Below are 21,683 nucleotides of genomic sequence, written 5' to 3' on the forward strand. Positions count from 1 at the left end.
TATTGGCGTAACTACACGGTGATCGGCACGGAGGGGCGGATCGAGAACTTCGATGACGGTACGGGTGGTGAGATCCGTCTTTGGAATGCGCGCAGCGATTATCTCGAGGGCGGGCATGTCCGTTATCCGATCGAGGATGGCGGTGATGGGGGGCACGGGGGAGCGGACCCGCTCACGGTGGGCGAGTTCGTGGAGTTCGTCCGTTCCGGCCGGCCGACCGATACGAATCCGTTGGCGGCTCGTGATGCGGTCGCGGCCGGAGTCGCCGGTGCTCTCTCGATCCGGTCCGGTTCCCGGCCGCAGCAGATCCCCGTCGTGCCGGACGAGATCCGGGACTACTTCGTGGCACACCAGCCCACACGGCGCCGACCCCTCGAAGACACGAGGCCTTGATCCAGGCATCGACCGATGAGAGAAGGGGCCGTCCTGGACAGGACGGCCCCTTCGGGGTGTTGCGGGAGCGCCTACTTCGAGGTGCCCTGCGAGACGGATCCCTGCAGCTGACGCTGGAACAGGATGTACACGAACAGCACCGGGACGATCGTGATGATCACCGCGGCGAACAGGGCACCGAAGTCCACCTGGTAGCCGGCCGACGAGGCGAAGCTCGCCATGCCCTGGGACAGCACGTAGTTGTCCCGGTTCGTGTTCAACGAGATCGGCAGCAGGAACTGGTTCCACAGGCCGAGGAAGTTCATGATCGCCACCGCGGCGAGCCCCGGCCGTGCCATCGGCAGCATCACCTGGAAGAACGTGCGCCACTCGCTGGCGCCGTCCACGTACGCGGCCTCCTGAATCTCGTAGGGCAGCGACTTGAAGAACGAGTACAGGAAGAACACCGTGAACGGCAGCGCGAACGCGACGTACGTGATGATCAGCCCGGGGAGCGTGTTCAGCAGCCCCATGCCCTGCAGGATGAAGAACAGGGGGACGATGGCGAGGAACACCGGGAAGGTGAGCCCGGCCAGCATGAGGTAGTAGATCACCCTGCTGCCCGGGATGGAGAACCGGGCGAGGACGTAGGCGCACATCGCGCCGAGCAGCATCACCAGGATCAGCGCGCAGCCCACCACGATGACCGTGTTCAGGAACATGGGCCCGAAGTTGTTCTTCACCCACGCGTTGACGTAGTTGTCGAAGCTCCAGTTGGCCGGGAGCCCGAAGGGCGACTTGAAGATCTCCTTCGTCGTCTTGAACGAGCCGAGCAGTGTCCACAGCATCGGCAGGATCACGACGATCGCCCAGATCGCGAGCACCGTGTGCGAGATGCCTCCCACCACCTTGTCGCTGGTGGTCGACTTGGAGCCGCGGATGGCCTTGGCCGCCTTCTTGTCGACGGTCACCGCCGCGCGCGTGTCGAGGCTCATGAGCGTCCCCCTTCATCCTTGCCGCCGACGAGGCGGAACACGCCGATCACGAGACCCGCGAAGACCAGGGTGATCACCGCGAGCACGACGCCCATCGCCGTGGCCAGACCGAACTGACCCTTTTCGAACGCGGTGCGGAACAGGTACTGGCTCATCACCAGGGTGCTGTTGTTCGGACCGCCGGACGCGTTCAGGCCCGCCATGTAGACGAAGGCGTCCAAAGCCATGATCCCCAGGTAGATGTAGGCGGTCTGCACGTTGTCGCGCATCTGCGGAAGCAGGATCGAGACCACCGTGCGGAACCGCCCTGCGCCGTCGATGCGCGCGGCTTCCAGGGTCTCTGCGGGGATCCCCTTGATGGCGGCGATGAACAGCACCATGTAGAAGCCGACCATGCTCCACACGATCACGAAGATGGTGGCGCCCATGGCCGTGCGCTGGTCGCCGAGCCAATCGATCATGTTGGTGACGCCGAGACTGCGCAGCACACCGTTCAGAAGTCCGTTGGACGGCTGGTAGATCATGCTCCACAGGATCGCGATGACGATCGCGGGGATCACGTACGGGAAGAACGACACGACGCGGTAGAAGCTGGATCCCCTGAGCCCGCGCACCTGGCCGCTGGACGGTCCTCCGACGGTCACCATGCTCGCGAAGACGAGGGCGATGACGATCGTGATCAGCGGCACGACGATCGCCAGGAGGATGTTGTTCCCCATCGCGTGCAGGAACGTCGGATCCTGGAACAGCTTCACGAAGTTGTTCAGTCCGACGAAGCTCATGTTCGGCGAGAAGCCGGTCCAGTTGGTCATCGCGTAGTAGAGCGCCTGGATGAACGGTGAGATCACGAACACGAGGAACAGCGCCACCGGCAGCACGAGGAACACCAGCAGGAACGACACGTAGTCGAGGGTCAGCCGGCGCTGCCCGAGGCGGGGGGCCTTGCGGCCCCCCGCGCGAGCAGCAGTCACGGCGGCGGTGTCGAGTCCACCGTCGATCTCCGGACTGCTGATGGTCATTACTTGATCTCGATCTTGGTGATGGAGCTGTCGTTACGGATCTTGTCGGTCAGATCCTGCAGCGCCTTCGTGATATCGGCGACCGACATCTTGCCGTCGAGGAACGAGTTCCAGATCGGCAGCTGGTCGGAGTTCATGCCGTACAGGCCGAACGCCTTGATGGTGAAGACGTTGTCGCCCGCCTTGTCCAGGAGCTCCTTCTGCGACACCAGAGCCGTGGATCCGAAGCCGTCGGCGGGGACGATGTCCTTGACGATGGTCGGCGCCAGCTTGCTCTTGGCGAACGCGGTGGCGGACTCCTTCGACAGCATGGTGCGCAGCAGCTCCTTGCCGCCCGCGGGGTTCTTCGCCTTGGTCGGGACGATGAACGGCTCGCCGGCCTCGGCGCGCAGGGTGCCCGCCGGAGTGGTCTGCTTGTCGTCGAGGGGGATCTCGCCGATGCCCTTCATGGTGAAGCCGTCAGCGGTCTGCTTCCTCATCTCGTTCTCGATCCACGAGCCCGAGGGGTAGAGGAGAGCAGCCTCGTCGAGGCTCCACTGCGACTGCGCCTGGGTGAACTGCGTGCCCGCGCCGCCCGGCTTCATGTAACCGGCCTGGATGAGGTCGTAGAAGATGGTCAGGATCGACTGCAGGGTCGGGTGCGACCAGCAGCCTTCCTTCAGGTTCTCCAGCGGCAGGCGCACGTCGTCACCGCTCTGGATGACGGCCGAGTCGACGACGAGGGTCTGGTAGTACGTCGCCGCCTCCTTGCCCCAGACGAAGAGGTACTTGCCCTTGGCCTTCGCGGCCTCGCCGAGCGGCTTCAGGTCCTGCCAGGTCTTCGGGACGGTGAAGCCGTTGTCCTTGAAGAGCTTGTCGGAGTACCAGATGCCGTAGACGGTCATCACGTAGTTCAGGGCGACGAACTTGCCGTCGAAGGTTCCGGGATCCTTGACGCCGCCGTAGAGCGTGTCGCTGATCTTGGTGCCCTCGAGGTTCTTCGCGTCCAGAACATCGTCGAGCGTCTCGAGCTGGTCGAGGATCGTGTTCCAGCCGATCTGGTTGGCGCCCGAGTTGTCGATGAGGTCCGGCGGGTTGCCGCCGACGAAGCGCGGCTGCAGCTCCTGCGCGATCTTGGTGGAGGCGGAGACCTTGACCGAGGCCCCGGTCTTCCCCTTGCCCATGATCTTCGCCGCGTTCTCGACGTAGTCCACGCCGTAGCCGCCGTCGAAGATCACCGCGTCGACCTTGGAGTTCGCGGCCACGCCGAACGGGTTGTCAGCCGACTTCGTGCCGCCGGCGGCACCGCCGCCCGAGCTGCCGCCGGGGGCAGCGCAGGACGCCAGGCTGACGCCGAGGGGCACCATGACCGCCGCGAGCGCCGCACCGCGCAGCAGCGAGCGGCGGCTGATGGAAGCGTCTTTGGTTTCCATGTGATTGTTGCCTTCCTTAGTGAGGGGTGAGGGAGAGGATGAGTCTGTGGGGCGCTCAGGCGCCGCGGCGGAGCCGATCGAGGTAGCGGGCTTCGAGAGCCGCGTTGTGCTCGTCGCCGCCAGGGATGTTCGCGGAGATGTACATCGGCGGCACCTCACCGGCCTCGGCGAGGGTGCGGGCGACGCCGAGCGTGAGCAGCTGGGCGATGAACGCGGCCGTGATCGAGGAGATCGCGCCCGCCGAGATGGTCTCGGTGACCTGCAGGGTGGAGTCGCCGTAGGGGGCGAGGTTGTCGATCACCACGTCGGCGATCTCGCTGAGACGCTTGCCGCTGGGGTGCTTGGGCTCGACGCGCGCGGTGTGCTCGAGGCTGGTCACCGCGATGACCTTGTGGCCGTGCTCCTTCGCCCACAGGGCCACGCCGACGATGGATCCGTTGACGCCCGAGTTCGAGGCGATCACGAACACGTCGTTCTCGGTCACGGGGGAGACGGCCATGAGCTCGTCGACCACCCAGGGCTCGCGCTCGAGGGATCCCGTGAGCACGTCGGCCGGGCGCTCGCCGTGCAGCACGATGTCGCGCAGCGCGATGCGGTTGGTCGGGATGAGCCCGCCCGCGCGCCCTGCGATCTCCATCGCGAAGGCCTCGGAGTGCCCCGTGCCGAACGCCTGGATGACGCCGCCGTCGCGCAGCGCGGTGACGAGCAGGTCGATCGCGGGGTCCAGCGCGCCGTTCTGCGCGTCGGCGGTGAGACGCTCGAGGCGCGTCTGGGCTTCGCGGAGCAGATCCTGAGGGGAGGCGCTCATCGGGTGGACTCCTTCTTTCGGCGGGGGCGGGGCTCTTCGAGAGGGGAAGACGAACGGCGGTGCGCGGAGACCGCCATCGCGCTCGCGGCGAGGCGCGTCGCCGCCTGGCCGAGCGTGCGCTGGGCCACGAGCACGTAGAGCAGGTCGATGACGAGCAGCTGCGCGTGCTTGATGGAGAGGTCGTCTGGGCGCTGCGCGGGGTTCTCCGACGCCGTGATCAGCGCGACGTCCGCGCTGGAGGCCAGCCACGAGTCGGAGTCGGTCGTGATCGCGACGGTGAGCGCTCCCGCCGCGCGGGCGTGGGAGAGCATCTCGATGGTCTCCTCGGTGCGGCCCGTGTTGGAGATGCCCACGGCGACCGAGGAGCCGTCCTGCAGCACCGCGCTGGTGAGGCCGTCGTGCACGTCCGACCAGGAGTGCGCGTTCACCCCGATCCGGTAGAGGCGGCCGCGGAACTCGTCGGCGATGACGCCGCTGCCGCCGACCCCGTAGATGTCGACGTGCCGCGCCTCGGAGATCGCACGGGCCACGAGCTGGACGTCGTCCAGATCCAACAGGCCCGTCGTGATCTCCATGCTGCGGGTGTGCAGGCCGAGCAGAGTGAGCAGCACTCGGTCGGCGGGGTCGTCCTGCCCGATGTCGTCGGCGATGTCGGTGCGCCAGGTGGTGCCGGCGTCACCTCGCCCCGACTCGGCGGCGACGCCGACGCGGAACTGCGTGTAGCCGTCGAAGCCGATCGCGCGGCAGAACCGGGTGACAGTGGCGGCGGAGGTGCCCGCCCGGTCGGCGAGCTCGGTGATGGTCAGCTCGACAGGGGCCGTGGGGTGCGTCGCGATCACGTCGGCGATCTTCGCCATGGCCTTCGGCATCGCCGGACGCCGCAGCGAGATGCGCTGCGTGATCGACAACTCGTTGCCGAYGTCCTGCAAGAGTGGCACCATTGCCTCCGGTGAAAACGGGTAGGGGAACGACATGGTTCGGATGAAAAACATTCTCATCGGGTCGCGGATGAAAAATCAAGTAGGACAGATAACAAATTGGGGTTCAACATGCTCGTGATCGGTGTGGACGCGGGAGGGACCTCCACCAGGGCGGTGCTGGCGACGAGTGAGGGGCACGTCATCGGATTCGGCCGTGGTGGCAGCGGAAACCCTACTTCATCGGGGATTCCTGCCGCGCTCGCCGAGGTGCGCGGCGCGATCGCCGCCGCTCTCGATGCGGGCGGGGCACGTCTTTCGGACGTGTCTCGGATGGTCGTCGCGATGGCGGGACACGATTCGCGCGGCGGCGCGTCGGAGTGGATCCTCGATCCGCTGAAAGAAGACGGTTTCGCCGGGGCGCTGACGTTCGAATCGGATCTGCTGGCCATGTACGCGAGCGGCGCCGTCGCTCCGGTCGGCTACGGCGTGGTGTGCGGAACCGGCGCGAGCGCCGTGCGCGTGGAGGGCGGCCGCATCGTCGCCACCGCGGACGGGCTGGGCTGGCTCCTCGGCGATCGGGGGAGCGGCTTCTGGATCGGCCGCGGCGCGGCGGCGGCGGCCATCGCGGAGCTGGACGGGCTCGGTCCTGAGAGCATCCTCACCCCGCGCGTGCTGCAGGCCGCCGGCATCGCAGGGGAGGGCGCCCACGCACCGGGAACCGATGGCCGCCCGGCTGGCCTGGAGCACCTGATCCGCGTGCTGTACGCGCAGCGGCCGGTGCAGCTCTCCGCGTTCGCGCCGCTCGTGTTCGACGCGGCGGAGGAGCACGATCCCGTCGCGGAGGGGATCCTGCGCGAGGCGGGCGAGCAGCTGGTGCGCACGATCGGACTCGTGCAGGCAGGGCCGGGGCCCGTCGTGATCGGGGGGAGCATCGTGCTGCGTCCCGGCCCGCCGCAGCAGATGCTGCGTGCGCACGTCGCAGAGGCCTTCGGCGACGTGCCGTTCGTGCTCGTGGACAGCGGCGCGGCCGGGGCGACGATGCTCGCGCTGCGGCACGCGGGCGTCGACGTCGACGAGCGGACGCTCGCGCGGGTGCGCGCGGGGATCGGTGAGGCGATGCGCGCCGGGGCGCCCGCAGGGATCCCCAGCCCTCTCGGGACGGTTCCGAAGGGCGACACGCCCTAGAATCGATAGCCTATGAATCCCGAAGCCCTCGCCACTGCGATCCTGTCCGTCCTCGCCCCCATCGCGGACGAGCGACGACCGGGCGAGCCCCTTGCGCTCACCGCGGGCGACATCGTGCTGGAGCGTCCGCGCAACCGCGAGCACGGCGACTGGGCGACCAACGTCGCGATGCGCCTGGCGAAGCAGTTCGGCGCGAACCCGCGCGAGCTCGCGCAGCAGATCGCCGACGGGCTCGGGGCCGTGGACGGCATCGCCGAGGCCTCGGTCGCAGGGCCGGGCTTCCTCAATGTGCGCCTCGAGGCCGGCGCCGCCGGCGCCCTTGCGAAGGTGATCGTGGATGCGGGCGAGGAGTACGGGCGCAACGACTCGCAGACCGGCCGTTCGATCAACATCGAGTTCGTCTCGGCGAACCCGACAGGGCCGCTGCACATCGGGCACACCCGCTGGGCGGCTCTCGGCGATGCCATCGCGCGTCTGCTGGACGCGAGCGGCGCGACCGTGGCCCGCGAGTTCTACATCAACGACGCGGGCGCGCAGATGGAGCGGTTCGCCGGGTCCATCGTCGCCGCCGCCCAGGGCGAGCCGACCCCGGAGGGCGGCTACGCGGGCAGCTACATCGCGGACATCGCGCAGCGCGTGCTGGCCGATCGTCCCGACTTCCTCTCGCTCGAGCGGAGCGAGCAGCTCCTGGTCGCGCGGGAGCTCGGTTACCAGTACCAGCTGGCGGAGCAGAAGGACTCGCTGGCGAAGTTCAACGTCGTGTTCGACGTCTGGTTCTCGGAGCGGATCCTGCACGCGAAGGGTGAGGACGGCGCGCCCAGCCTCGTCGACCAGGCCGTGGACCGGCTCCGCGCGCAGGGCCACGTGTTCGACCAGGACGACGCCGTGTGGGTGCGCACGACAGATTTCGGCGACGACAAGGACCGCGTGATCCGCCGCTCCAACGGCGAGTACACCTACTTCGCCGCCGACGCCGCCTACTACCTGAACAAGGGCGACCGCGGCTTCGAGCACAAGATCTACCTGCTCGGCGCGGACCACCACGGCTACGTGCACCGTCTGAAGGCGCTCGCGGGCGCCGCCGGCGACGATCCGGAGAAGGATGTCGAGGTGCTCATCGGGCAGCTCGTGTCCGTGGGCGGTGCCCGGCTCAGCAAGCGCGCCGGCAACATCATCGAGATGGACGACCTGCGCGAGTGGCTCGGCACCGACGCGCTGCGGTACTCGCTCGAGCGCTCGCCCGCCGACTCCCCGCTGTCGCTGGATCCCGAGCTGCTGCAGAAGCGCACGAACGACAACCCGGTCTTCTACGTGCAGTACGCGCACGCGCGCACGCACAATGTCGCGCGCAACGCCGCCGACTCCGGCGTGGACCGCTCGGTGTTCGCGCCCGAGCTGCTCACGCACGAGACCGAGTCGGCGCTCCTCGGCGCGCTCCAGGAGTTCCCGCGCATCGTGGCGTTCGCCGCCGAGGTGCGCGAGCCGCACCGGGTCGCGCGCTACGTGGAGGAGCTCGCCGGCCTGTACCACCGCTGGTACGACAACTGCCGCGTGATCCCGCAGGGCGACGACCCCATCGAGGACGTGCATCGCACGCGCCTGTGGCTGAACGATGCCACGGGCCAGGTGCTGCGCAACGGCCTCGGCCTGCTCGGGGTGTCCGCGCCGGAGCGGATGTGACGTGAGCGGCGCGGAAGAGGGCACGCACCCGACCGAGCCGTATCCGCGGGATCTCGGTCTCGAGCACCCGACGGTACCGCTGCCGCCTCCGACGGGTGCGTCTCCGGCTCCTGACGCCGCGTCCGGTGCCGGGCTTCCGCCTCGGCCTCCGCTGCCGTCCGCGCCCGTGGCCGTGCCGCCGCCGCGCAGGCGTGCGCGCTGGCCCTGGGTGCTCGGGATCATCGTGGTCGTGCTCGCAGCGCTCGTCGTGGGCGGCGAGTTCGTGGCGCGGGCCGTCGTCGCGCAGCAGATCCGCTCTCAGGTGATCACGGCGCTGAAGCTCCCCGCGGATCAGCAGATCGACGTGAACGTCGGCGGGATCGTGCTGCCGCAGCTCGTGGCGGGCCGGCTGGACGACGTGCGCCTCTCCTCCCGGAGCGTCGCGATCGGACCGATCACGAGCGCGGTGGACGTCGATGCGACCGGCGTGCCGATCCGCGGCGGTGAGCTGGGGAGCGCCAAGGGCACCTTCCGGATCACGGCCGATCAGCTCGAGAAGGCCATCACGGCGGCCGCGGGATCCACCCCGATCGACTCCGTGACGCTGGACGGCAAGGACGTCAAAGCGACCGGATCCGTGAAGCTGTTCGGCGCGACCGTGCCGCTCGCCCTCGCGCTCACCCCGGGTGCGGCGGGCGGAGAGCTCACTTTCACGCCGACCTCGGCGACGATCGGCGCGATGACGCTGGACGCCTCCGACACGTCCTCGCCGTTCGCGAGCGCGCTCAAGCCGCTGTTCGCCACGCAGATGCTCTGCATCGCCGATCGGCTGCCGGCGGGGGTGCACCTGAGCGGGCTGCGCGTGGAGGGCGAAGCACTGGTGGCGACGTTCTCCGCAGACAGTGCGATCACGACGGATCCGAAGCTCCTCGAGAACGGGACCTGCCCTACGTCTTAGCCGGGAGCGGCTAAGACGTGCCGCTCCGCTCGTCGGCATGCTCCCCGCGCCGAGCGGAGCGGTGAAAGAGGCGCCGGTACCACGGTGGGCGCGGGGTCGGCTCGGGTTCGGCGAGCACCGCGTCCCGCTCGGCCAGCGCGTCAGGGTGCTCCTTGCCGAGCTGCTCGCGTGCGGCGTCCCGCTCGGCCTCGGCCGCGCGCAGCAGAAGCTCGGCGCGGTCCAGCCGGCGTTCGGCGAGGGAACGGGCGCGGCCGAGGGGCCGGTCCTCCTCATCCTCGACGGCGACGATGATCCACGCGCCGGCCAGCAGCAGCACCTGCGCGGACAGATTCAGCCAGAGCAGCAGCGCCACGAGCGCTGCGAACGAGGCGAGCAGCGGGTTGGACTTCGCGCCGCCGAGGAACAGGCTGGACAGCTGTTGCAGCACGAGCAGCCCGACCGCGCCCAGGGCGGCTCCCTGCCACAGCCGCTTCGCGGGGGCGCGCACGCCCGACAGCACGGCGAAGAGGCCCGCGATCACCGCGGCATCGAGCACGTAGATGATCACGACCGCGAGGAGGCGTTCGAGCCAGATCGCGGCGATGGAGTGGGTGTCGCCCAGCAGTCCGGCCACCCAGGTCACCCCGAGGCTGCTGAGGACGGTGATCGCCGAGGTAAGCCCGAACGCGACCGCGATGGCCACGGCGAGACCGAGGTTGCGCAGCAGCACCCAGTACCAGAGCACGTCGTCCGCGATCCGGTCGGCGAGCGTGCGCAGCGCGATCCGCAGCGATGCGATCGCGCCCAGCGCGGCACCCACGAGACCGACGAGCGAGGCGACCCCCGCGATCGACAGGCCGGCAGGGGCGCGGATGGAGTCCGGATCGACGATGCCGCCGTGGCCGACCAGCCCGGGGATGACTCTGTCGACGGCTTCCACGAGCGCCGCCAGCGCCTGAGGATTCCCCGACAGCCAGAGTCCCGCGAGCGTGAACCCGAGGAGCACCGCCGCGAACACGCTGAACAGAGCCCGGTAGGTGACGCCGTCGGCGAGAGCCGGGCCGTGCTTCTCCGCGTAGAGCAGCCACGCGCGCACGATGCGCCACCGCAGCCCGCGCGCGATGGCGGCGTCCAGGGTCCGTGCGATCCACGGCTTCGTCGGTGCCTGCTCGGAGTCGGTCCGGGTGCCCATGCGTCGAGCGTACCGAGGCGCCCGTTCCCTCTCACCTCCGCGTCGTCCCCTCCGCGTCGTCCCCGTGAGGGGACGCTATGGTGTGCGCTCACGGGGACGACGCGGATCTGGGGTGCCGGAGTCCGGGGGCTGCACAGGGCGTGTCGGTGGGAGCGCGTGCGGAGTTTGCTCCCGAGGTCACTGGTTGCTGGCGAGTGCACGGGTTGCTGTCGAGTGCACGGCTTGGTGGCGAGTGCACGGCTTGGTGGCGAGTGCACGGGTCGTTGTCGAGTGCACGGCTTGGTGGCGAGTGCACGGTTTGCTGGCGAGAGCACGGTTTGCTGGCGAGAGCACGGCTTATTGGCGTGAAGTTCCGGTGTATTCGGCGGGATCCGGTGCAGCCGGGGAGCGAGCCCTGCGGGCGGGATCCGAGGCGGGCGATGGACGCGCTGTCAGTCCGCGACGATCTCGGCCTTGAACCCGTCTTCGTTCTCGAGCCACCCGGCGTAGTGATCTGGGCCGCCGGCGTACGGATAGCGCTCGGCGTACAGAGGCTGCCAGCCGTGCGAAGCCGCGTCAGCCATGAGCGCGTCGACCTCGGCGCGGGATCCGCCGTGGAAAGCCAGGTGGTTCAGTCCGGGCAGGCGACGATCGTGGCGATCTCCGTGCAGCGCCGGAGCCGAGCAGATCGTCAGAGAGGCATCCCCGGCCCGCCAGGAGCAGCCGTCGGCCCACGTCTTGTCCTGCTCGAAGCCGACCTGCTCGAGAAGCCAACCCCATTCGACGGCAGCCCGCGTCATGTCGACGACCCAGAGCTCGACGTGATGGAATCCGCGCATCCCGTCATCCAACCAGACGCGCCGGCGTGCCGCGCTACGCCGTCCTGCGGCGTCACACCCGTCGGGGCGCACCGGCGCCGTGCTTTAGAATTCTCAGAACTCGGCACGCTCTGGGCCGGGCTCGAACACCCGAGACACCCACGACGATTGGTGCCCTGTGCTTCCCGCATCGCCCGACGACGCGCTCGCCCCGGAATGGCTGAAGGAACCGGCCGATCCGAACGATCTCGCCCCGGGGGTGTGGCCCGCCTCGGCGCGGCGCGACGCCGACGGAGGGCTCGAGTTCGGCGGTGTCGGAGTCGCCGAACTGCGTGCCCGTTTCGGCACCCCCCTCTATGTGCTCGACGAAGCCGAGGTGCGCACCCACGCGGCGCGCATCAAGGGCGCGTTCGACACCGCGGCGGCCGCTCACGGCACGAAGGCGCGCGTGTACTACGCGGGCAAAGCGTTCCTCAGCACCGAGGTCGCGCGCTGGGTCACCCAGGAGGGGCTGCGCGTCGACGTCTGCAGTCGCGGAGAACTCGAGATCGCGCTCGCCGCCGGCGTCAAGCCGTCGCGGATCGGCTTCCACGGCAACAACAAGAGCGTCGCCGAGCTGGAGCGCGCGGTCGAGGTCGGCGTCGGCACGATCATCCTCGACTCCGCCATCGAGATCGAGCGCCTCGGCGCGATCGCCGAGCGCCGCAGCGCCGCGGGCAACGGCACGGGGGCGGACGGATACGTTCAGAGGGTGCTGCTCCGCGTGAACAGCGGCGTGCATGCGGAGACGCACGATTTCCTCGCCACCGCGCACGAGGACCAGAAGTTCGGCACCTCGCTCGAGGCGGCGCCTGCGCTCGTCGAGAGGATCCGCGAGATCCCGAGCCTGAAGCTGCGCGGCCTGCACTGCCACATCGGATCCCAGATCTTCGGATCCGCCGGCTTCGCCGAGTCGGCTTCGCGCGTCGTCGATCTGCACGCCGAACTGCGCGAGGGCGGGGAGCTGCCCCTGCTCAACCTCGGCGGCGGCTTCGGCATCGCCTACACCGCGGCCGATGACCCGACCCCCATCGAGGAACTCGCTGCGGCGATCGTCGAGGCGGTCGCGCGCGAGTGCGAGGTGCGCGGGATCCCGATCCCCACGCTCGCGTTCGAGCCGGGCCGCGCCGTCATCGGCCAGGCCGGCATCACCCTGTACGAGGTCGGCACCACCAAGGAGGTGCCGCTCGGCGAGCGCGGAGACCGGCTCTACGTGAGCGTCGACGGGGGCATGAGCGACAACGCCCGGCCCGCCCTGTACGGCGCCCAGTACTCCGCGCGCATCGCTTCCCGCGAGGGCACGGGCGCACCGGTGCTCGCGCGCGTCGTGGGCTCGCACTGCGAATCGGGGGACATCGTCGTCGATCACGAGTACCTCCCCTCCGACGTCACCCCGGGCGACCTGCTCGCGGTGCCGGCGACCGGCGCGTACTGTCACGCGCTGTCCAGCAACTACAACCACACCCCGCGCCCCGCGGTCGTCGCCGTCCGCGACGGCCACGCGCGGGTGATCGTGCGGGGGGAGACCCTCGACGACCTCCTCTCCCGCGACGCCGGCATCGCCGCCCGCCGGACGAAGGAAGCCACCGGCGCTCGCGCCGGAGAAGGAGAAGCATGACGGAACTCGACGGCCTTCGCCGCACCCTCCGCGTCGCCCTGCTCGGGGCGGGATCCGTAGGATCGCAGGTCGCGCGCCTGCTCCTCGAGCACCAGAGCGACCTCGCCGAGCGCAGCGGCGCCCGTCTCGAGCTCGCGGGGATCCTGGTCCGCGACGTGGATGCCCCGCGCGACGCGGAGCTGCCGCGCGAGCTGCTCACGACCGACGCCGAGGCACTGATCCAGAGCGCGGACATCGTGATCGAGCTCATGGGCGGGATCGAGCCTGCGCGCGGTTACGTGCTGCAGGCGCTGCGCAGCGGGGCCGACGTCGTCACGGGCAACAAGGCGCTGCTCGCCACCCATGGCGCGGAGATCTTCGAGGCCGCGGATCAGGTCGGCGCCTCCGTGTCATATGAGGCAGCCGTCGCCGCGGCGATCCCGATCATCCGTCCGCTGCGCGACTCGCTCGCCGGCGACCGGATCAAGCGCATCTTCGGCATCGTCAACGGCAGCACGAACTACATCCTCGACTCCATGGACCGCCAGGGCCTGAGCGCCCAGGAGGCGCAGCGGATCGCCACCGAGCTCGGCTATCTCGAGGCGGATCCCTCCCTCGACCTCGAGGGGTACGACGCCGCGCAGAAGGCCGCGATCCTGGCCAGCCTCGCGTTCCACACGCAGGTCTCGCTCGACGACGTGCATCGCCAGGGCATCGAGTCCGTGACGGCCGACATGATCGCCGATGCCCGTCGCGCGGGCTACGTGATCAAGCTGCTCGCGGTGTGCGAGCGCCTGCCGGAGGACGGCGGGGACGCCGTCTCGGTGCGCGTGTATCCGGCGCTGATCGACCGCGAACACCCGATGGCGAGCGTGCACGGCGGCAACAACGCGGTGTTCGTCGAGGCCGAGGCCGCCGGCCCGCTCATGTTCTACGGGGCGGGTGCGGGCGGTGTGCAGACCGCGTCGGCCGTGCTCGGCGACGTGGTCTCCGCCGCGCGCCGCCACATCGCCGGCGGCGTGGGCGTGGGGGAGTCGGCCAGGCAGAATCTGCCGATGGCGCCGTTCGGCCACATCACCACGCGTTACCAGATCACGATCGAGGTCGCCGATGTCACCGGCGTGCTCGCGACCGTGGCCGGGATCCTCAGCGACCACGGCGTCTCCATCGCGACCGCGCTGCAGACGATCGAGCGGGGCGAGGAGAGCAGCACCGCCCGCATCGTGATCGGCACTCACCGCGCCACCGAGCAGGCGCTCAGCGAGACCGTCGCCCGCCTCGCAGACAGCGACGCGGTCACCCGCGTGCTGTCGGTGCTGCGCGTCGAGGGGGAGTGACGTGAGTTCCATGCTCCGCCCGGTCCCTGAGCCCGCCGAAGTGCCGATGCCGGGGCGCACCGTCGAGGTGCGCGTCCCCGCCACGAGCGCCAACCTCGGCCCCGGGTTCGACACCCTGGGCCTCGCGCTCAGCATGTACGACGAGCTCGAGGTCACGGCCCTCGAGTCGGGGCTGCTCGAGGTCGAGGTCTCCGGATCCGGCGCGGAGGAGATCGCCCGCGATGCGTCCAATCTCGTCGTCCGCTCGATCGCGCACGTCTTCGCCGACGCGGGCGTCGCGATGCCGGGGATCCGTCTCGTGGCGCGCAACGGCGTGCCGCACGGGCGCGGCCTCGGCTCCTCCGGCGCCGCGGTCGCCGCCGGCGTGCTGGCCGCGAAGGGGCTCCTGGCGGGGATCGTCGAGCTCGACGACGCCGCGCTGCTTCGTCTCGCGACGGAGCTCGAGGGGCACCCCGACAACGTCGCACCGGCTCTGTTCGGCGGTCTGACCATCGCCTGGACCGCCGCACGCGGTCCGCAGCACAAGAAGCTGCTCGTGCACCGCGGGGTCTCCCCGCTCGTGCTCGTGCCCGGTTACACGATGTCGACGAAGGCGGCGCGCAGCCTGCAGCCCGAGCAGGTGCCGAGCGAGGACGCGGTGTTCAACGTCTCCCGCTCCGCCCTCCTCATCGCTGCGCTCACCCAGAGTCCCGACGTGCTCCTGGACGCGACGGATGACCGGCTGCACCAGGACTACCGCGCACCCGCGATGCCCGAGACGAACCGGCTCGTGCGCGCCCTGCGCGCGGAAGGGTTCGCAGCGGTCGTCTCCGGTGCCGGTCCCAGCGTGCTGGTGCTGTGCGACGGGCCGGGCAGCCGCCTCGAAGCGGTGCGGATCGCCGACGCGGTCACGGACACTCCGTGGATCCCGCAGATGGTCGCCGTCGATGTGCGAGGTGGTACAGTGAGGGAACTAGCGGAGGGTTCTTCGTCACAATCGTGATCCCGACCCGCGACGCACTTCCTGCGTCAGCCGCACAGCACCCGAAACCGCAGGACGAGCCGGTCACCGAGCTCTATACGTGCGTGTTCCCCGGGTGGCATGCAGGGGACAGCCTGTTCTCGGCATGATCGTGCGGTCGCGCCCCGGCATCTGCCGTGTGCGCGCCGAAATACCCACGACTTACAAGAGGAGTACTCGTGGAGACTATCTCCGAGACCCAGATCGACACTTCGGCTTCGGCCGATCACGCGTCCGCAGAGGACGCACCCAAGGCGCCGCGCAAGCGCGCCCCGCGCCGTGCGAACACGGCGACGGCTGCGGCTGCGGCGAAGGCCGCTGAGGCCGCGCCCGCCGCCGCCGAGGTCGCACCCGCCGCCGAGGCTCCCGCCGAGGCTGCTCCGAAGGCGAAGGCCCCGCGTCGCAGCCGGGCGAAGAAGACCGAGGACGCCCCGGCTGACACGGCAGCCGTCGAGGCGGCTCCCGTCGCGGAGGCGCCCGCCGCCGATGCTCCGGCCGAGGCCGCTCCGAAGGCGAAGGCCCCGCGTCGCAGCMGGGCGAAGAAGACCGAGGACGCCCCGGCGGAGTCCGCCGCGGACGCTCCGGCCGAGGCCGCATCCGAGCCTGCAGTGAAGGAGGCGCCCGCCGAGTCGGCGTCCGCCGATGCGCAGTCGGCGGACAATTCCGCGGACGGCGGCGAGGAGACGAGCGGCCGCAGCCGCAGCCGGTCCCGTTCGCGCAGCCGCAACCGCAACGGCGGTCAGGACGGCCAGGGCAACGGCAACCAGGGCAACCAGAACGGCCAGGGCAACGGCAACCAGGGCAACCAGAACGGTAGCCAGGGCAACCAGAACAACCAGAGCGGCCGTGGCGGCGCCCAGGATGCCGACGAGGACGGCAGTGCCCGCGGCCGTCAGCGCAACAAGCGCCGCGGCGGCACGAACCAGAACATCGACGAGTTCGAGACCGAGATCGGCGAGGACGACGTCCTCATCCCGATCGCAGGCATCCTCGATGTGCTCGACAACTACGCGTTCGTGCGCACCGCCGGCTACCTGTCCGGTCCCAGCGATGTGTACGTCTCCCTCGGCCAGGTCAAGAAGTACAACCTGCGCAAGGGCGACGCGGTCGTCGGCGCGATCAAGCAGCCCCGCGAGGGCGAGCAGCAGGGTCGCCAGAAGTACAACGCGCTGGTCAAGGTCGACTCGATCAACGGCCTGAGCACGGACGACGCCGCGAACCGCGTCGAGTTCTCCGAGCTGACCCCGCTCTACCCGCAGGAGCGTCTGCGCCTGGAGACGGCGCCGGAGAAGCTCACGCAGCGCATCATCGACCTGGTCGCCCCGATCGGCAAGGGCCAGCGTGGACTCATCGTCGCGCCCCCGAAGGCCGGCAAGACGATCGTGCTGCAGCAGATCGCCAACGCGATCGCGCAGAACAACCCCGAGGTGCACCTCATGGTCGTGCTCGTCGACGAGCGTCCCGAAGAGGTCACCGACATGCAGCGCACGGTCAAGGGCGAGGTCATCGCCTCGACCTTCGACCGCCCTGCGGAGGACCACACCACGGTCGCCGAGCTCGCGATCGAGCGCGCCAAGCGCCTCGTCGAGCTGGGCCGCGACGTGGTCGTGCTGCTCGACTCGATCACCCGCCTCGGCCGCGCATACAACATCGCCGCTCCGGCCTCCGGCCGCGTGCTCACCGGTGGCGTGGACGCTTCGGCGCTCTACCCGCCGAAGCGCTTCTTCGGCGCCGCGCGGAACATCGAGAACGGCGGATCGCTCACGATCCTCGCGACCGCGCTCGTGGAGACCGGATCCAAGATGGACGAGGTCATCTTCGAGGAGTTCAAAGGCACCGGCAACAGCGAGCTGCGGCTCAGCCGCGCGCTGGCCGACAAGCGGATCTTCCCGGCCGTGGACGTCAACGCGTCCTCGACCCGTCGCGAGGAGATGCTGCTGAGCCCCGACGAGGTCAAGATCACCTGGAAGCTGCGCCGCGCCCTCGCCGGGCTCGACCCGCAGCAGGCCCTCGAGGTCGTCCTCGGCAAGCTCAAGGAGACCGAGTCGAACGTCGAGTTCCTGCTGCAGATGCAGAACGCGCAGCTGGGCAAGCCGGCCTCCGGCACGGGCCACAGCCACGCGTCCGAGAACAGCATCCGCTGATCCGCGGCGCCTGAGCCAGGGATCCGGTCGTCATGTTCGAGCAGGTCGAGTCGCTGCGCGACGAGCACCGCAGGGTGGAGAGGGAGCTCTCCGACCCCGAGGTGCACGCCGACGCCGCGCGGGCGAAGCGGGTCAACCGCCGCTACGCCGAGCTCAGCCGTATCGTGAAGGCGCATGACGACTGGATCGCCGCGGGCGAGGATCTCGAGACCGCGCGGGAGTTCGCCCGCGAGGACGAGTCCATCGCGGCGGAGATCCCGGGCATGGAGTCGGGGCTGCAGGTCGCGCAGGAGAAGCTCCGGCGCCTGCTGATCCCGAGGGATCCGGACGACGCGCGCGACGTGATCATGGAGATCAAGGCGGGGGAGGGCGGAGCCGAATCCGCCCTCTTCGCCGCCGATCTGCTGCGCATGTACGTGCAGTACGCCGCGTCCAAGGGCTGGAAGACAGAGCTCCTGGAGCGCACCGAGTCGGATCTCGGCGGCTACAAGGACGTGCAGGTCGCGATCAAGGGATCCTCGACGGACCCCTCCCAGGGCGTCTGGGCGCACCTCAAGTACGAGGGCGGCGTGCACCGGGTGCAGCGCGTCCCGGCGACGGAGTCGCAGGGACGCATCCACACGTCCACGACGGGCGTGCTGGTGTTCCCCGAGGTCGACGAGCCCGACGAGATCGCGATCAACCAGAACGACCTCAAGATCGACGTGTTCCGCTCGTCCGGTCCCGGCGGCCAGTCCGTGAACACGACCGACTCCGCCGTGCGGATCACGCACGTGCCGACCGGAATCGTCGTCTCGATGCAGAACGAGAAGTCGCAGCTGCAGAACCGCGAGGCGGCCATGCGCGTGCTGCGTGCCAGGCTGCTCGCGAAGCAGCAGGAGGAGCTCGACGCCGCGGCCTCCGACGCACGGCGCTCGCAGATCCGCGGCATGGACCGCTCGGAGCGGATCCGCACCTACAACTTCCCGGAAAACCGGATCGCGGATCACCGCACCGGTTTCAAGGCCTACAACCTCGACCAGGTGATGGACGGCGCGCTCGAGCCGATCATCGAGTCCGCGATCCACGCGGACGAGGAGGCGCGGCTCGCCGCCCTCGGCACCGAGGCCTGAGCACGCGACAGATGCGGACGGCGCCTCACCAGGCGCCGCGCGTGGGCGTACGACCGTCTCGCGCATCCGCCGGCAGCGCCATCTCCGCGCGCATCCCCAGCAGGCGCACCGGCCGGTCGGGGGCGATCCGGGCGATGAGCTCCTTCGCCTTCGCCACGACGACCTCGCGGTCGGCGGTCTCCGGGATGCGCTTCGTGAACGTCTTCGTCGTGAACGGCGCGTAGCGCACCTTCAGCCCGAGGCCGACCACGGGCCGTCCGTCCTCGGTCACGTCGTCCAGGACCTGCTCGAGCAGCGCCAGCGCAGCCCGCTCGATCTCCGCACGGTCGGCGAGGTCGGTCTGGTAGGTGGTCTCGCGGCTGTGCCCGCGCGGAACCCAGGGCGTGTCGTCGACGACGGCAGATCCGCCGCCGCGGCCGAGCTCCTGGTACCAGAGGCCCATCCGCGGACCGAACTCGGCGGTGAGCGCGGGCTCCGGCGCCGTGGCGAGATCGGCGACCGTGCGGATGCCGAGGGCGAGGAGCCGCTTCGAGACCTTCGTGCCGACGCCCCACAGCTCGATCACCGCTCGCGCACCCATCACCGCGTCCCAGTTCTCGGCGGTAAGCCGGAAGACGCCTTGCGGCTTGCCGAAGCCGGTCGCGATCTTCGCCCGCACGAGCGTGTCGCCGATCCCGACGCTGCAGTGCAGCCGGGTGCGGTCCAGGACGGCCTGCTGCAGGCGCCGCGCGTAAGCCTCCGGATCGTCCGTGTCGACGCCCACGAACGCCTCGTCCCAGCCCAGCACCTGCACCACGGCCCCTGGCTGGGCGCGGAGCACCGACATGACCTCGGCGGAGGCGGCCAGATACGCGGGGGCGTCCACGGGCAGGATCACCGCATCCGGCACCTTGCGGGCGGCGATCCGCAACGGCATCCCCGATCCCACGCCGAACGTGCGGGCCTCGTAGGACGCGGTCGACACCACCGCGCGCTCGGTGGGATCCCCGCGTCCGCCCACGATGATGGGGAGCCCGGCGAGTTCGGGACGGCGCAGCACCTCGACGGCCGCGATGAACTGGTCGAGGTCCACGTGGAGCACCCAGCGCATGACCCCGACAGTACGCGGCGGGAGCCCGGCGCGCACCCGTCCCGCGCTATGCTCCGGCTATGGGCCTCTTCTTCACGCGCACCCTGATCTTCCTCGCGTCATCGGCGCTCGGTCTCATCGTGGCGGATCTGCTGCTGACGGGCTTCACGATCGAGTGGAGCAAGTGGTGGGGCTTCGTGCTGTGCGTGCTGATCTTCACGGTGCTGCAGAGCCTGCTCGCGCCGTGGATCACGTCGATGGCCAATCGCTACGCGCCGGCTCTGCTGGGCGGGATCGGCATCATCTCCACGTTCGCGGCGCTGCTCATCGTCGTGCTGCTGCCCATCGGGGGCCTGCGAATCACCGATGCCCTGGGCTGGATCCTCGGACCCGTCGTCGTCTGGATCATCACCGCGCTGTGCACGGTCGTGCTGCCGCTGCTGCTGATCAAACGCGAGGTGCGCGAGGCTGCTGCGCTCAAGGCCGCGGCCAAGAAGCGCTGATCGCGAGTCAGATCGAGTAGTCGGGGACCGACAGGATCCGTGCCGTGTTCTCGCCCTCGACGCGTGGCCTCGCCCTGGCGGGGACCCCGGTGAGCACGGAGTCGGCCGGCGCATCCTTCGTGACGACAGCGTTCGCGCCGATCGCGGAGCGCGCTCCGATCACGACGGGGCCGAGGATCTTCGCGCCGGCGCCCACCACGACGCCGTCCTGCAGGGTGGGGTGACGCTTGCCCGCATCGCGGGTGCGGCCGCCGAGCGTGACGCCGTGGTAGAGCATCACGTCGTCACCGATCTCCGCGGTCTCCCCGATCACGACGCCCATGCCGTGGTCGATGAAGAAGCGGCGACCGATCGTGGCGCCGGGGTGGATCTCGACGCCGGTGAGCCAGCGGGCGACCTGCGACCCCATCCGGGCCGGGAAGCGCCAGCCGCGCATCCAGAGGGCGTGATTCATCCGGTGCGCCCAGATGGCGTGCAGGCCGGGGTAGAGCACCGCGATCTCGAATCCGCCGCGTGCGGCGGGGTCGCGAAGCCGGGCGGATGCGATGTCCTCGCGCACCCGCCCGGCCCACGACATGCCAGAGTGCGGCATCAGTCCTCGCGCAGGTCCTCGAACAGCGCGGTGGACAGGTAGCGCTCCCCGGTGTCCGGGGCGATCACGACGATGGTCTTGCCGGCGTTCTCGGGACGCGCGGCGACCTTCAGCGCCTGGGCGACGGCCGCCCCGGCGGAGATGCCGACCAGGAGGCCCTCCTTCGCCGCCAGATCGCGGGCCGTGGTGAGGGACTCGTCGAAACCGGCAGTGATGATCTCATCGATGACGTCGCGGTCCAGGATCGCGGGGACGAAGTTCGGGCCGATGCCCTGGATCTTCGCCGGTCCGGGGTGCCCCTCGCTGAGCAGCGGGGAGTCGGTCGGCTCGACGGCGATGACCTTCACCTCGGGGTTGGCCGCCTTGAGCGCCTGACCGGTGCCCGTGATCGTGCCGCCGGTGCCGATGCCTGCGACGAAGAAGTCGACGTTGCCGTCGGTGTCGCGCAGGATCTCCTGCGCGGTGGTCTCGCGGTGGATCTGCGGGTTCGCGGCGTTCTCGAACTGGCGGGCCCAGACGGCGCCCGGCGTCTCCGCGATGATCTCCTGCAGCTTCTCGATCGCGCCCTTCATGCCCAGCGTGGGGTCGGTCAGCACGAGCTCGGCGCCGAACGCCTTCAGCAGCACGCGGCGCTCCTTCGACATCGACGCGGGCATCGTCAGGATCACGCGGTAGCCGCGCGCTGCGCCGACCATGGCCAGGGCGATGCCGGTGTTGCCGCTCGTCGCCTCGACGATCGTGCCGCCGGGCTTCAGCTCGCCGGACGCCTCCGCGGCGTTGACGATGGCGATCCCGATGCGGTCCTTGACGCTCGAGGCGGGGTTGAAGGACTCGAGCTTGACCAGCACCGTGGCGTCGAGGCCCTCGGTGACGTGGTTCAGCCTGACGAGCGGGGTGTTGCCGAACGTGCTGGTGATGTCGGAGTGGATGCCTGCCATGACGGACCTTTCGATGGGCGCACTTCTTCGCTGATGCGACGGCCCCGTCCCGGTAC

General features: G+C 69.8%; 19 protein-coding genes and 1 pseudogene. 10 read left to right on the top strand and 10 right to left on the bottom strand.

Translation table 11 applies throughout. The features are described from left to right. A pseudogene (locus AC1DG4_RS15215) lies at positions 1-393 on the top strand (gfo/Idh/MocA family oxidoreductase); the annotation flags it as partial. Positions 394-464: 71 nt separating this feature from the next. On the opposite strand, the gene AC1DG4_RS15220 reads toward AC1DG4_RS15215, so the two are convergent. From AC1DG4_RS15220 to AC1DG4_RS15240, 5 genes are read right to left on the bottom strand one after another with little or no spacing between them, the layout of a single operon-like run. Then, positions 465-1,367, bottom strand: a complete 903-nt coding sequence (locus AC1DG4_RS15220) for a carbohydrate ABC transporter permease (protein WP_477380967.1) — start codon at positions 1,365-1,367, stop codon at positions 465-467. Next, a complete protein-coding gene (locus tag AC1DG4_RS15225) occupies positions 1,364-2,386 on the bottom strand; it encodes a carbohydrate ABC transporter permease (protein WP_477380965.1) in 1,023 nt (340 codons plus the stop codon). Before AC1DG4_RS15225 ends, AC1DG4_RS15220 begins: the two co-directional genes overlap by 4 nt. Beyond that, entirely contained in the window at positions 2,386-3,798 is a 1,413-nt protein-coding gene (gene ngcE / locus AC1DG4_RS15230) for an N-acetylglucosamine/diacetylchitobiose ABC transporter substrate-binding protein (RefSeq protein WP_477420379.1), read from the bottom strand. The genes AC1DG4_RS15225 and ngcE overlap by 1 nt, the downstream gene beginning before the upstream one ends. A gap of 55 nt (positions 3,799-3,853) precedes the next feature. Beyond that, positions 3,854-4,606 carry a sugar isomerase domain-containing protein gene (locus AC1DG4_RS15235; protein ID WP_477380961.1) on the bottom strand — a complete coding sequence of 251 codons (753 nt, stop codon included), beginning with the start codon at positions 4,604-4,606 and terminating at the stop codon, positions 3,854-3,856. Further along, the gene (locus AC1DG4_RS15240) at positions 4,603-5,544 is read right to left on the bottom strand and encodes a MurR/RpiR family transcriptional regulator (protein WP_477421323.1); all 942 of its coding nucleotides are present in this window, start codon (positions 5,542-5,544) and stop codon (positions 4,603-4,605) included. Before AC1DG4_RS15240 ends, AC1DG4_RS15235 begins: the two co-directional genes overlap by 4 nt. Positions 5,545-5,655: 111 nt before the next feature. Here AC1DG4_RS15240 and AC1DG4_RS15245 point away from each other — a divergent pair, with 111 nt between their 5' ends. Genes AC1DG4_RS15245 through AC1DG4_RS15255 form a run of 3 tightly spaced genes read left to right on the top strand, consistent with a single transcriptional unit; the run spans position 5,656 to position 9,328 of the window. Then, positions 5,656-6,711 carry an N-acetylglucosamine kinase gene (locus AC1DG4_RS15245; protein WP_477380957.1) on the top strand — a complete coding sequence of 352 codons (1,056 nt, stop codon included), beginning with the start codon at positions 5,656-5,658 and terminating at the stop codon, positions 6,709-6,711. Between the two features lie 12 nt (positions 6,712-6,723). Further along, on the top strand, positions 6,724-8,391 hold the full coding sequence (gene argS / locus AC1DG4_RS15250) for an arginine--tRNA ligase (protein ID WP_477380955.1): 1,668 nt from the start codon (positions 6,724-6,726) through the stop codon (positions 8,389-8,391). A 1-nt stretch (position 8,392) separates the two neighbouring features. Next, complete coding sequence (locus AC1DG4_RS15255) at positions 8,393-9,328, top strand: LmeA family phospholipid-binding protein (protein ID WP_477380953.1); 936 nt, start codon at positions 8,393-8,395, stop codon at positions 9,326-9,328. Between the two features lie 10 nt (positions 9,329-9,338). On the opposite strand, the gene AC1DG4_RS15260 is transcribed toward AC1DG4_RS15255, so the two are convergent. Both AC1DG4_RS15260 and AC1DG4_RS15265 read right to left on the bottom strand, forming a co-directional pair. Beyond that, positions 9,339-10,499 (bottom strand): YihY/virulence factor BrkB family protein, encoded by a 1,161-nt coding sequence (locus AC1DG4_RS15260; RefSeq protein ID WP_477380951.1) that lies wholly within the window; start codon positions 10,497-10,499, stop codon positions 9,339-9,341. 431 nt (positions 10,500-10,930) lie between these two features. Then, positions 10,931-11,317 (bottom strand): VOC family protein, encoded by a 387-nt coding sequence (locus AC1DG4_RS15265; protein WP_477380949.1) that lies wholly within the window; start codon positions 11,315-11,317, stop codon positions 10,931-10,933. 157 nt (positions 11,318-11,474) lie between these two features. Here AC1DG4_RS15265 and lysA point away from each other — a divergent pair, with 157 nt between their 5' ends. The 5 genes from lysA to prfA all read left to right on the top strand — a co-directional run bounded on the left by lysA (position 11,475) and on the right by prfA (position 18,525). Beyond that, positions 11,475-12,953 (top strand): diaminopimelate decarboxylase, encoded by a 1,479-nt coding sequence (lysA, locus tag AC1DG4_RS15270; protein WP_477380947.1) that lies wholly within the window; start codon positions 11,475-11,477, stop codon positions 12,951-12,953. Further along, positions 12,950-14,269 carry a homoserine dehydrogenase gene (locus AC1DG4_RS15275; protein ID WP_477380945.1) on the top strand — a complete coding sequence of 440 codons (1,320 nt, stop codon included), beginning with the start codon at positions 12,950-12,952 and terminating at the stop codon, positions 14,267-14,269. Before lysA ends, AC1DG4_RS15275 begins: the two co-directional genes overlap by 4 nt. Before the next feature lie 10 nt (positions 14,270-14,279). Continuing rightward, on the top strand, positions 14,280-15,251 hold the full coding sequence (thrB, locus tag AC1DG4_RS15280) for a homoserine kinase (RefSeq protein ID WP_477380982.1): 972 nt from the start codon (positions 14,280-14,282) through the stop codon (positions 15,249-15,251). Positions 15,252-15,448: 197 nt separating this feature from the next. Continuing rightward, positions 15,449-17,413 (top strand): transcription termination factor Rho, encoded by a 1,965-nt coding sequence (gene rho, locus AC1DG4_RS15285; protein ID WP_477380943.1) that lies wholly within the window; start codon positions 15,449-15,451, stop codon positions 17,411-17,413. A gap of 32 nt (positions 17,414-17,445) precedes the next feature. Next, complete coding sequence (gene prfA / locus AC1DG4_RS15290; RefSeq protein WP_477380941.1) at positions 17,446-18,525, top strand: peptide chain release factor 1; 1,080 nt, start codon at positions 17,446-17,448, stop codon at positions 18,523-18,525. Positions 18,526-18,550: 25 nt separating this feature from the next. Here prfA and AC1DG4_RS15295 read toward each other — a convergent pair whose 3' ends face one another. Further along, positions 18,551-19,615: a DNA polymerase IV gene (locus AC1DG4_RS15295; RefSeq protein ID WP_477380939.1), complete on the bottom strand. Its 1,065-nt coding sequence runs from the start codon at positions 19,613-19,615 to the stop codon at positions 18,551-18,553. 59 nt (positions 19,616-19,674) lie between these two features. Between AC1DG4_RS15295 and AC1DG4_RS15300 the strand changes: the two genes are divergently transcribed. Further along, positions 19,675-20,097, top strand: coding sequence for a hypothetical protein (locus AC1DG4_RS15300; protein ID WP_477380937.1), 423 nt, complete (start codon positions 19,675-19,677; stop codon positions 20,095-20,097). A gap of 7 nt (positions 20,098-20,104) precedes the next feature. Here AC1DG4_RS15300 and epsC read toward each other — a convergent pair whose 3' ends face one another. Continuing rightward, the gene (gene epsC, locus AC1DG4_RS15305) at positions 20,105-20,689 is read right to left on the bottom strand and encodes a serine O-acetyltransferase EpsC (protein ID WP_477380935.1); all 585 of its coding nucleotides are present in this window, start codon (positions 20,687-20,689) and stop codon (positions 20,105-20,107) included. Beyond that, the gene (gene cysK / locus AC1DG4_RS15310) at positions 20,689-21,627 is read right to left on the bottom strand and encodes a cysteine synthase A (RefSeq protein WP_477380933.1); all 939 of its coding nucleotides are present in this window, start codon (positions 21,625-21,627) and stop codon (positions 20,689-20,691) included. The genes epsC and cysK overlap by 1 nt, the downstream gene beginning before the upstream one ends. Between the last annotated feature and the right edge of the window lie 56 nt (positions 21,628-21,683).

The sequence above is a fragment of the Microbacterium sp. 05N427 genome, from assembly GCF_056397105.1.

Excerpts from the sequence above, each read along its gene's own strand:
- AC1DG4_RS15220 (WP_477380967.1), bottom strand. The coding sequence starts at position 1,367 with ATGAGCCTCGACACGCGCGCGGCGGTGACCGTCGACAAGAAGGCGGCC.
- AC1DG4_RS15225 (WP_477380965.1), bottom strand. The coding sequence starts at position 2,386 with ATGACCATCAGCAGTCCGGAGATCGACGGTGGACTCGACACCGCCGCC.
- ngcE (WP_477420379.1), bottom strand. The coding sequence starts at position 3,798 with ATGGAAACCAAAGACGCTTCCATCAGCCGCCGCTCGCTGCTGCGCGGT.
- AC1DG4_RS15235 (WP_477380961.1), bottom strand. The coding sequence starts at position 4,606 with ATGAGCGCCTCCCCTCAGGATCTGCTCCGCGAAGCCCAGACGCGCCTC.
- AC1DG4_RS15245 (WP_477380957.1), top strand. The coding sequence starts at position 5,656 with ATGCTCGTGATCGGTGTGGACGCGGGAGGGACCTCCACCAGGGCGGTG.
- argS (WP_477380955.1), top strand. The coding sequence starts at position 6,724 with ATGAATCCCGAAGCCCTCGCCACTGCGATCCTGTCCGTCCTCGCCCCC.
- AC1DG4_RS15260 (WP_477380951.1), bottom strand. The coding sequence starts at position 10,499 with ATGGGCACCCGGACCGACTCCGAGCAGGCACCGACGAAGCCGTGGATC.
- AC1DG4_RS15265 (WP_477380949.1), bottom strand. The coding sequence starts at position 11,317 with ATGCGCGGATTCCATCACGTCGAGCTCTGGGTCGTCGACATGACGCGG.
- AC1DG4_RS15275 (WP_477380945.1), top strand. The coding sequence starts at position 12,950 with ATGACGGAACTCGACGGCCTTCGCCGCACCCTCCGCGTCGCCCTGCTC.
- thrB (WP_477380982.1), top strand. The coding sequence starts at position 14,280 with ATGCTCCGCCCGGTCCCTGAGCCCGCCGAAGTGCCGATGCCGGGGCGC.
- prfA (WP_477380941.1), top strand. The coding sequence starts at position 17,446 with ATGTTCGAGCAGGTCGAGTCGCTGCGCGACGAGCACCGCAGGGTGGAG.
- AC1DG4_RS15295 (WP_477380939.1), bottom strand. The coding sequence starts at position 19,615 with ATGCGCTGGGTGCTCCACGTGGACCTCGACCAGTTCATCGCGGCCGTC.
- AC1DG4_RS15300 (WP_477380937.1), top strand. The coding sequence starts at position 19,675 with ATGGGCCTCTTCTTCACGCGCACCCTGATCTTCCTCGCGTCATCGGCG.
- epsC (WP_477380935.1), bottom strand. The coding sequence starts at position 20,689 with ATGCCGCACTCTGGCATGTCGTGGGCCGGGCGGGTGCGCGAGGACATC.
- cysK (WP_477380933.1), bottom strand. The coding sequence starts at position 21,627 with ATGGCAGGCATCCACTCCGACATCACCAGCACGTTCGGCAACACCCCG.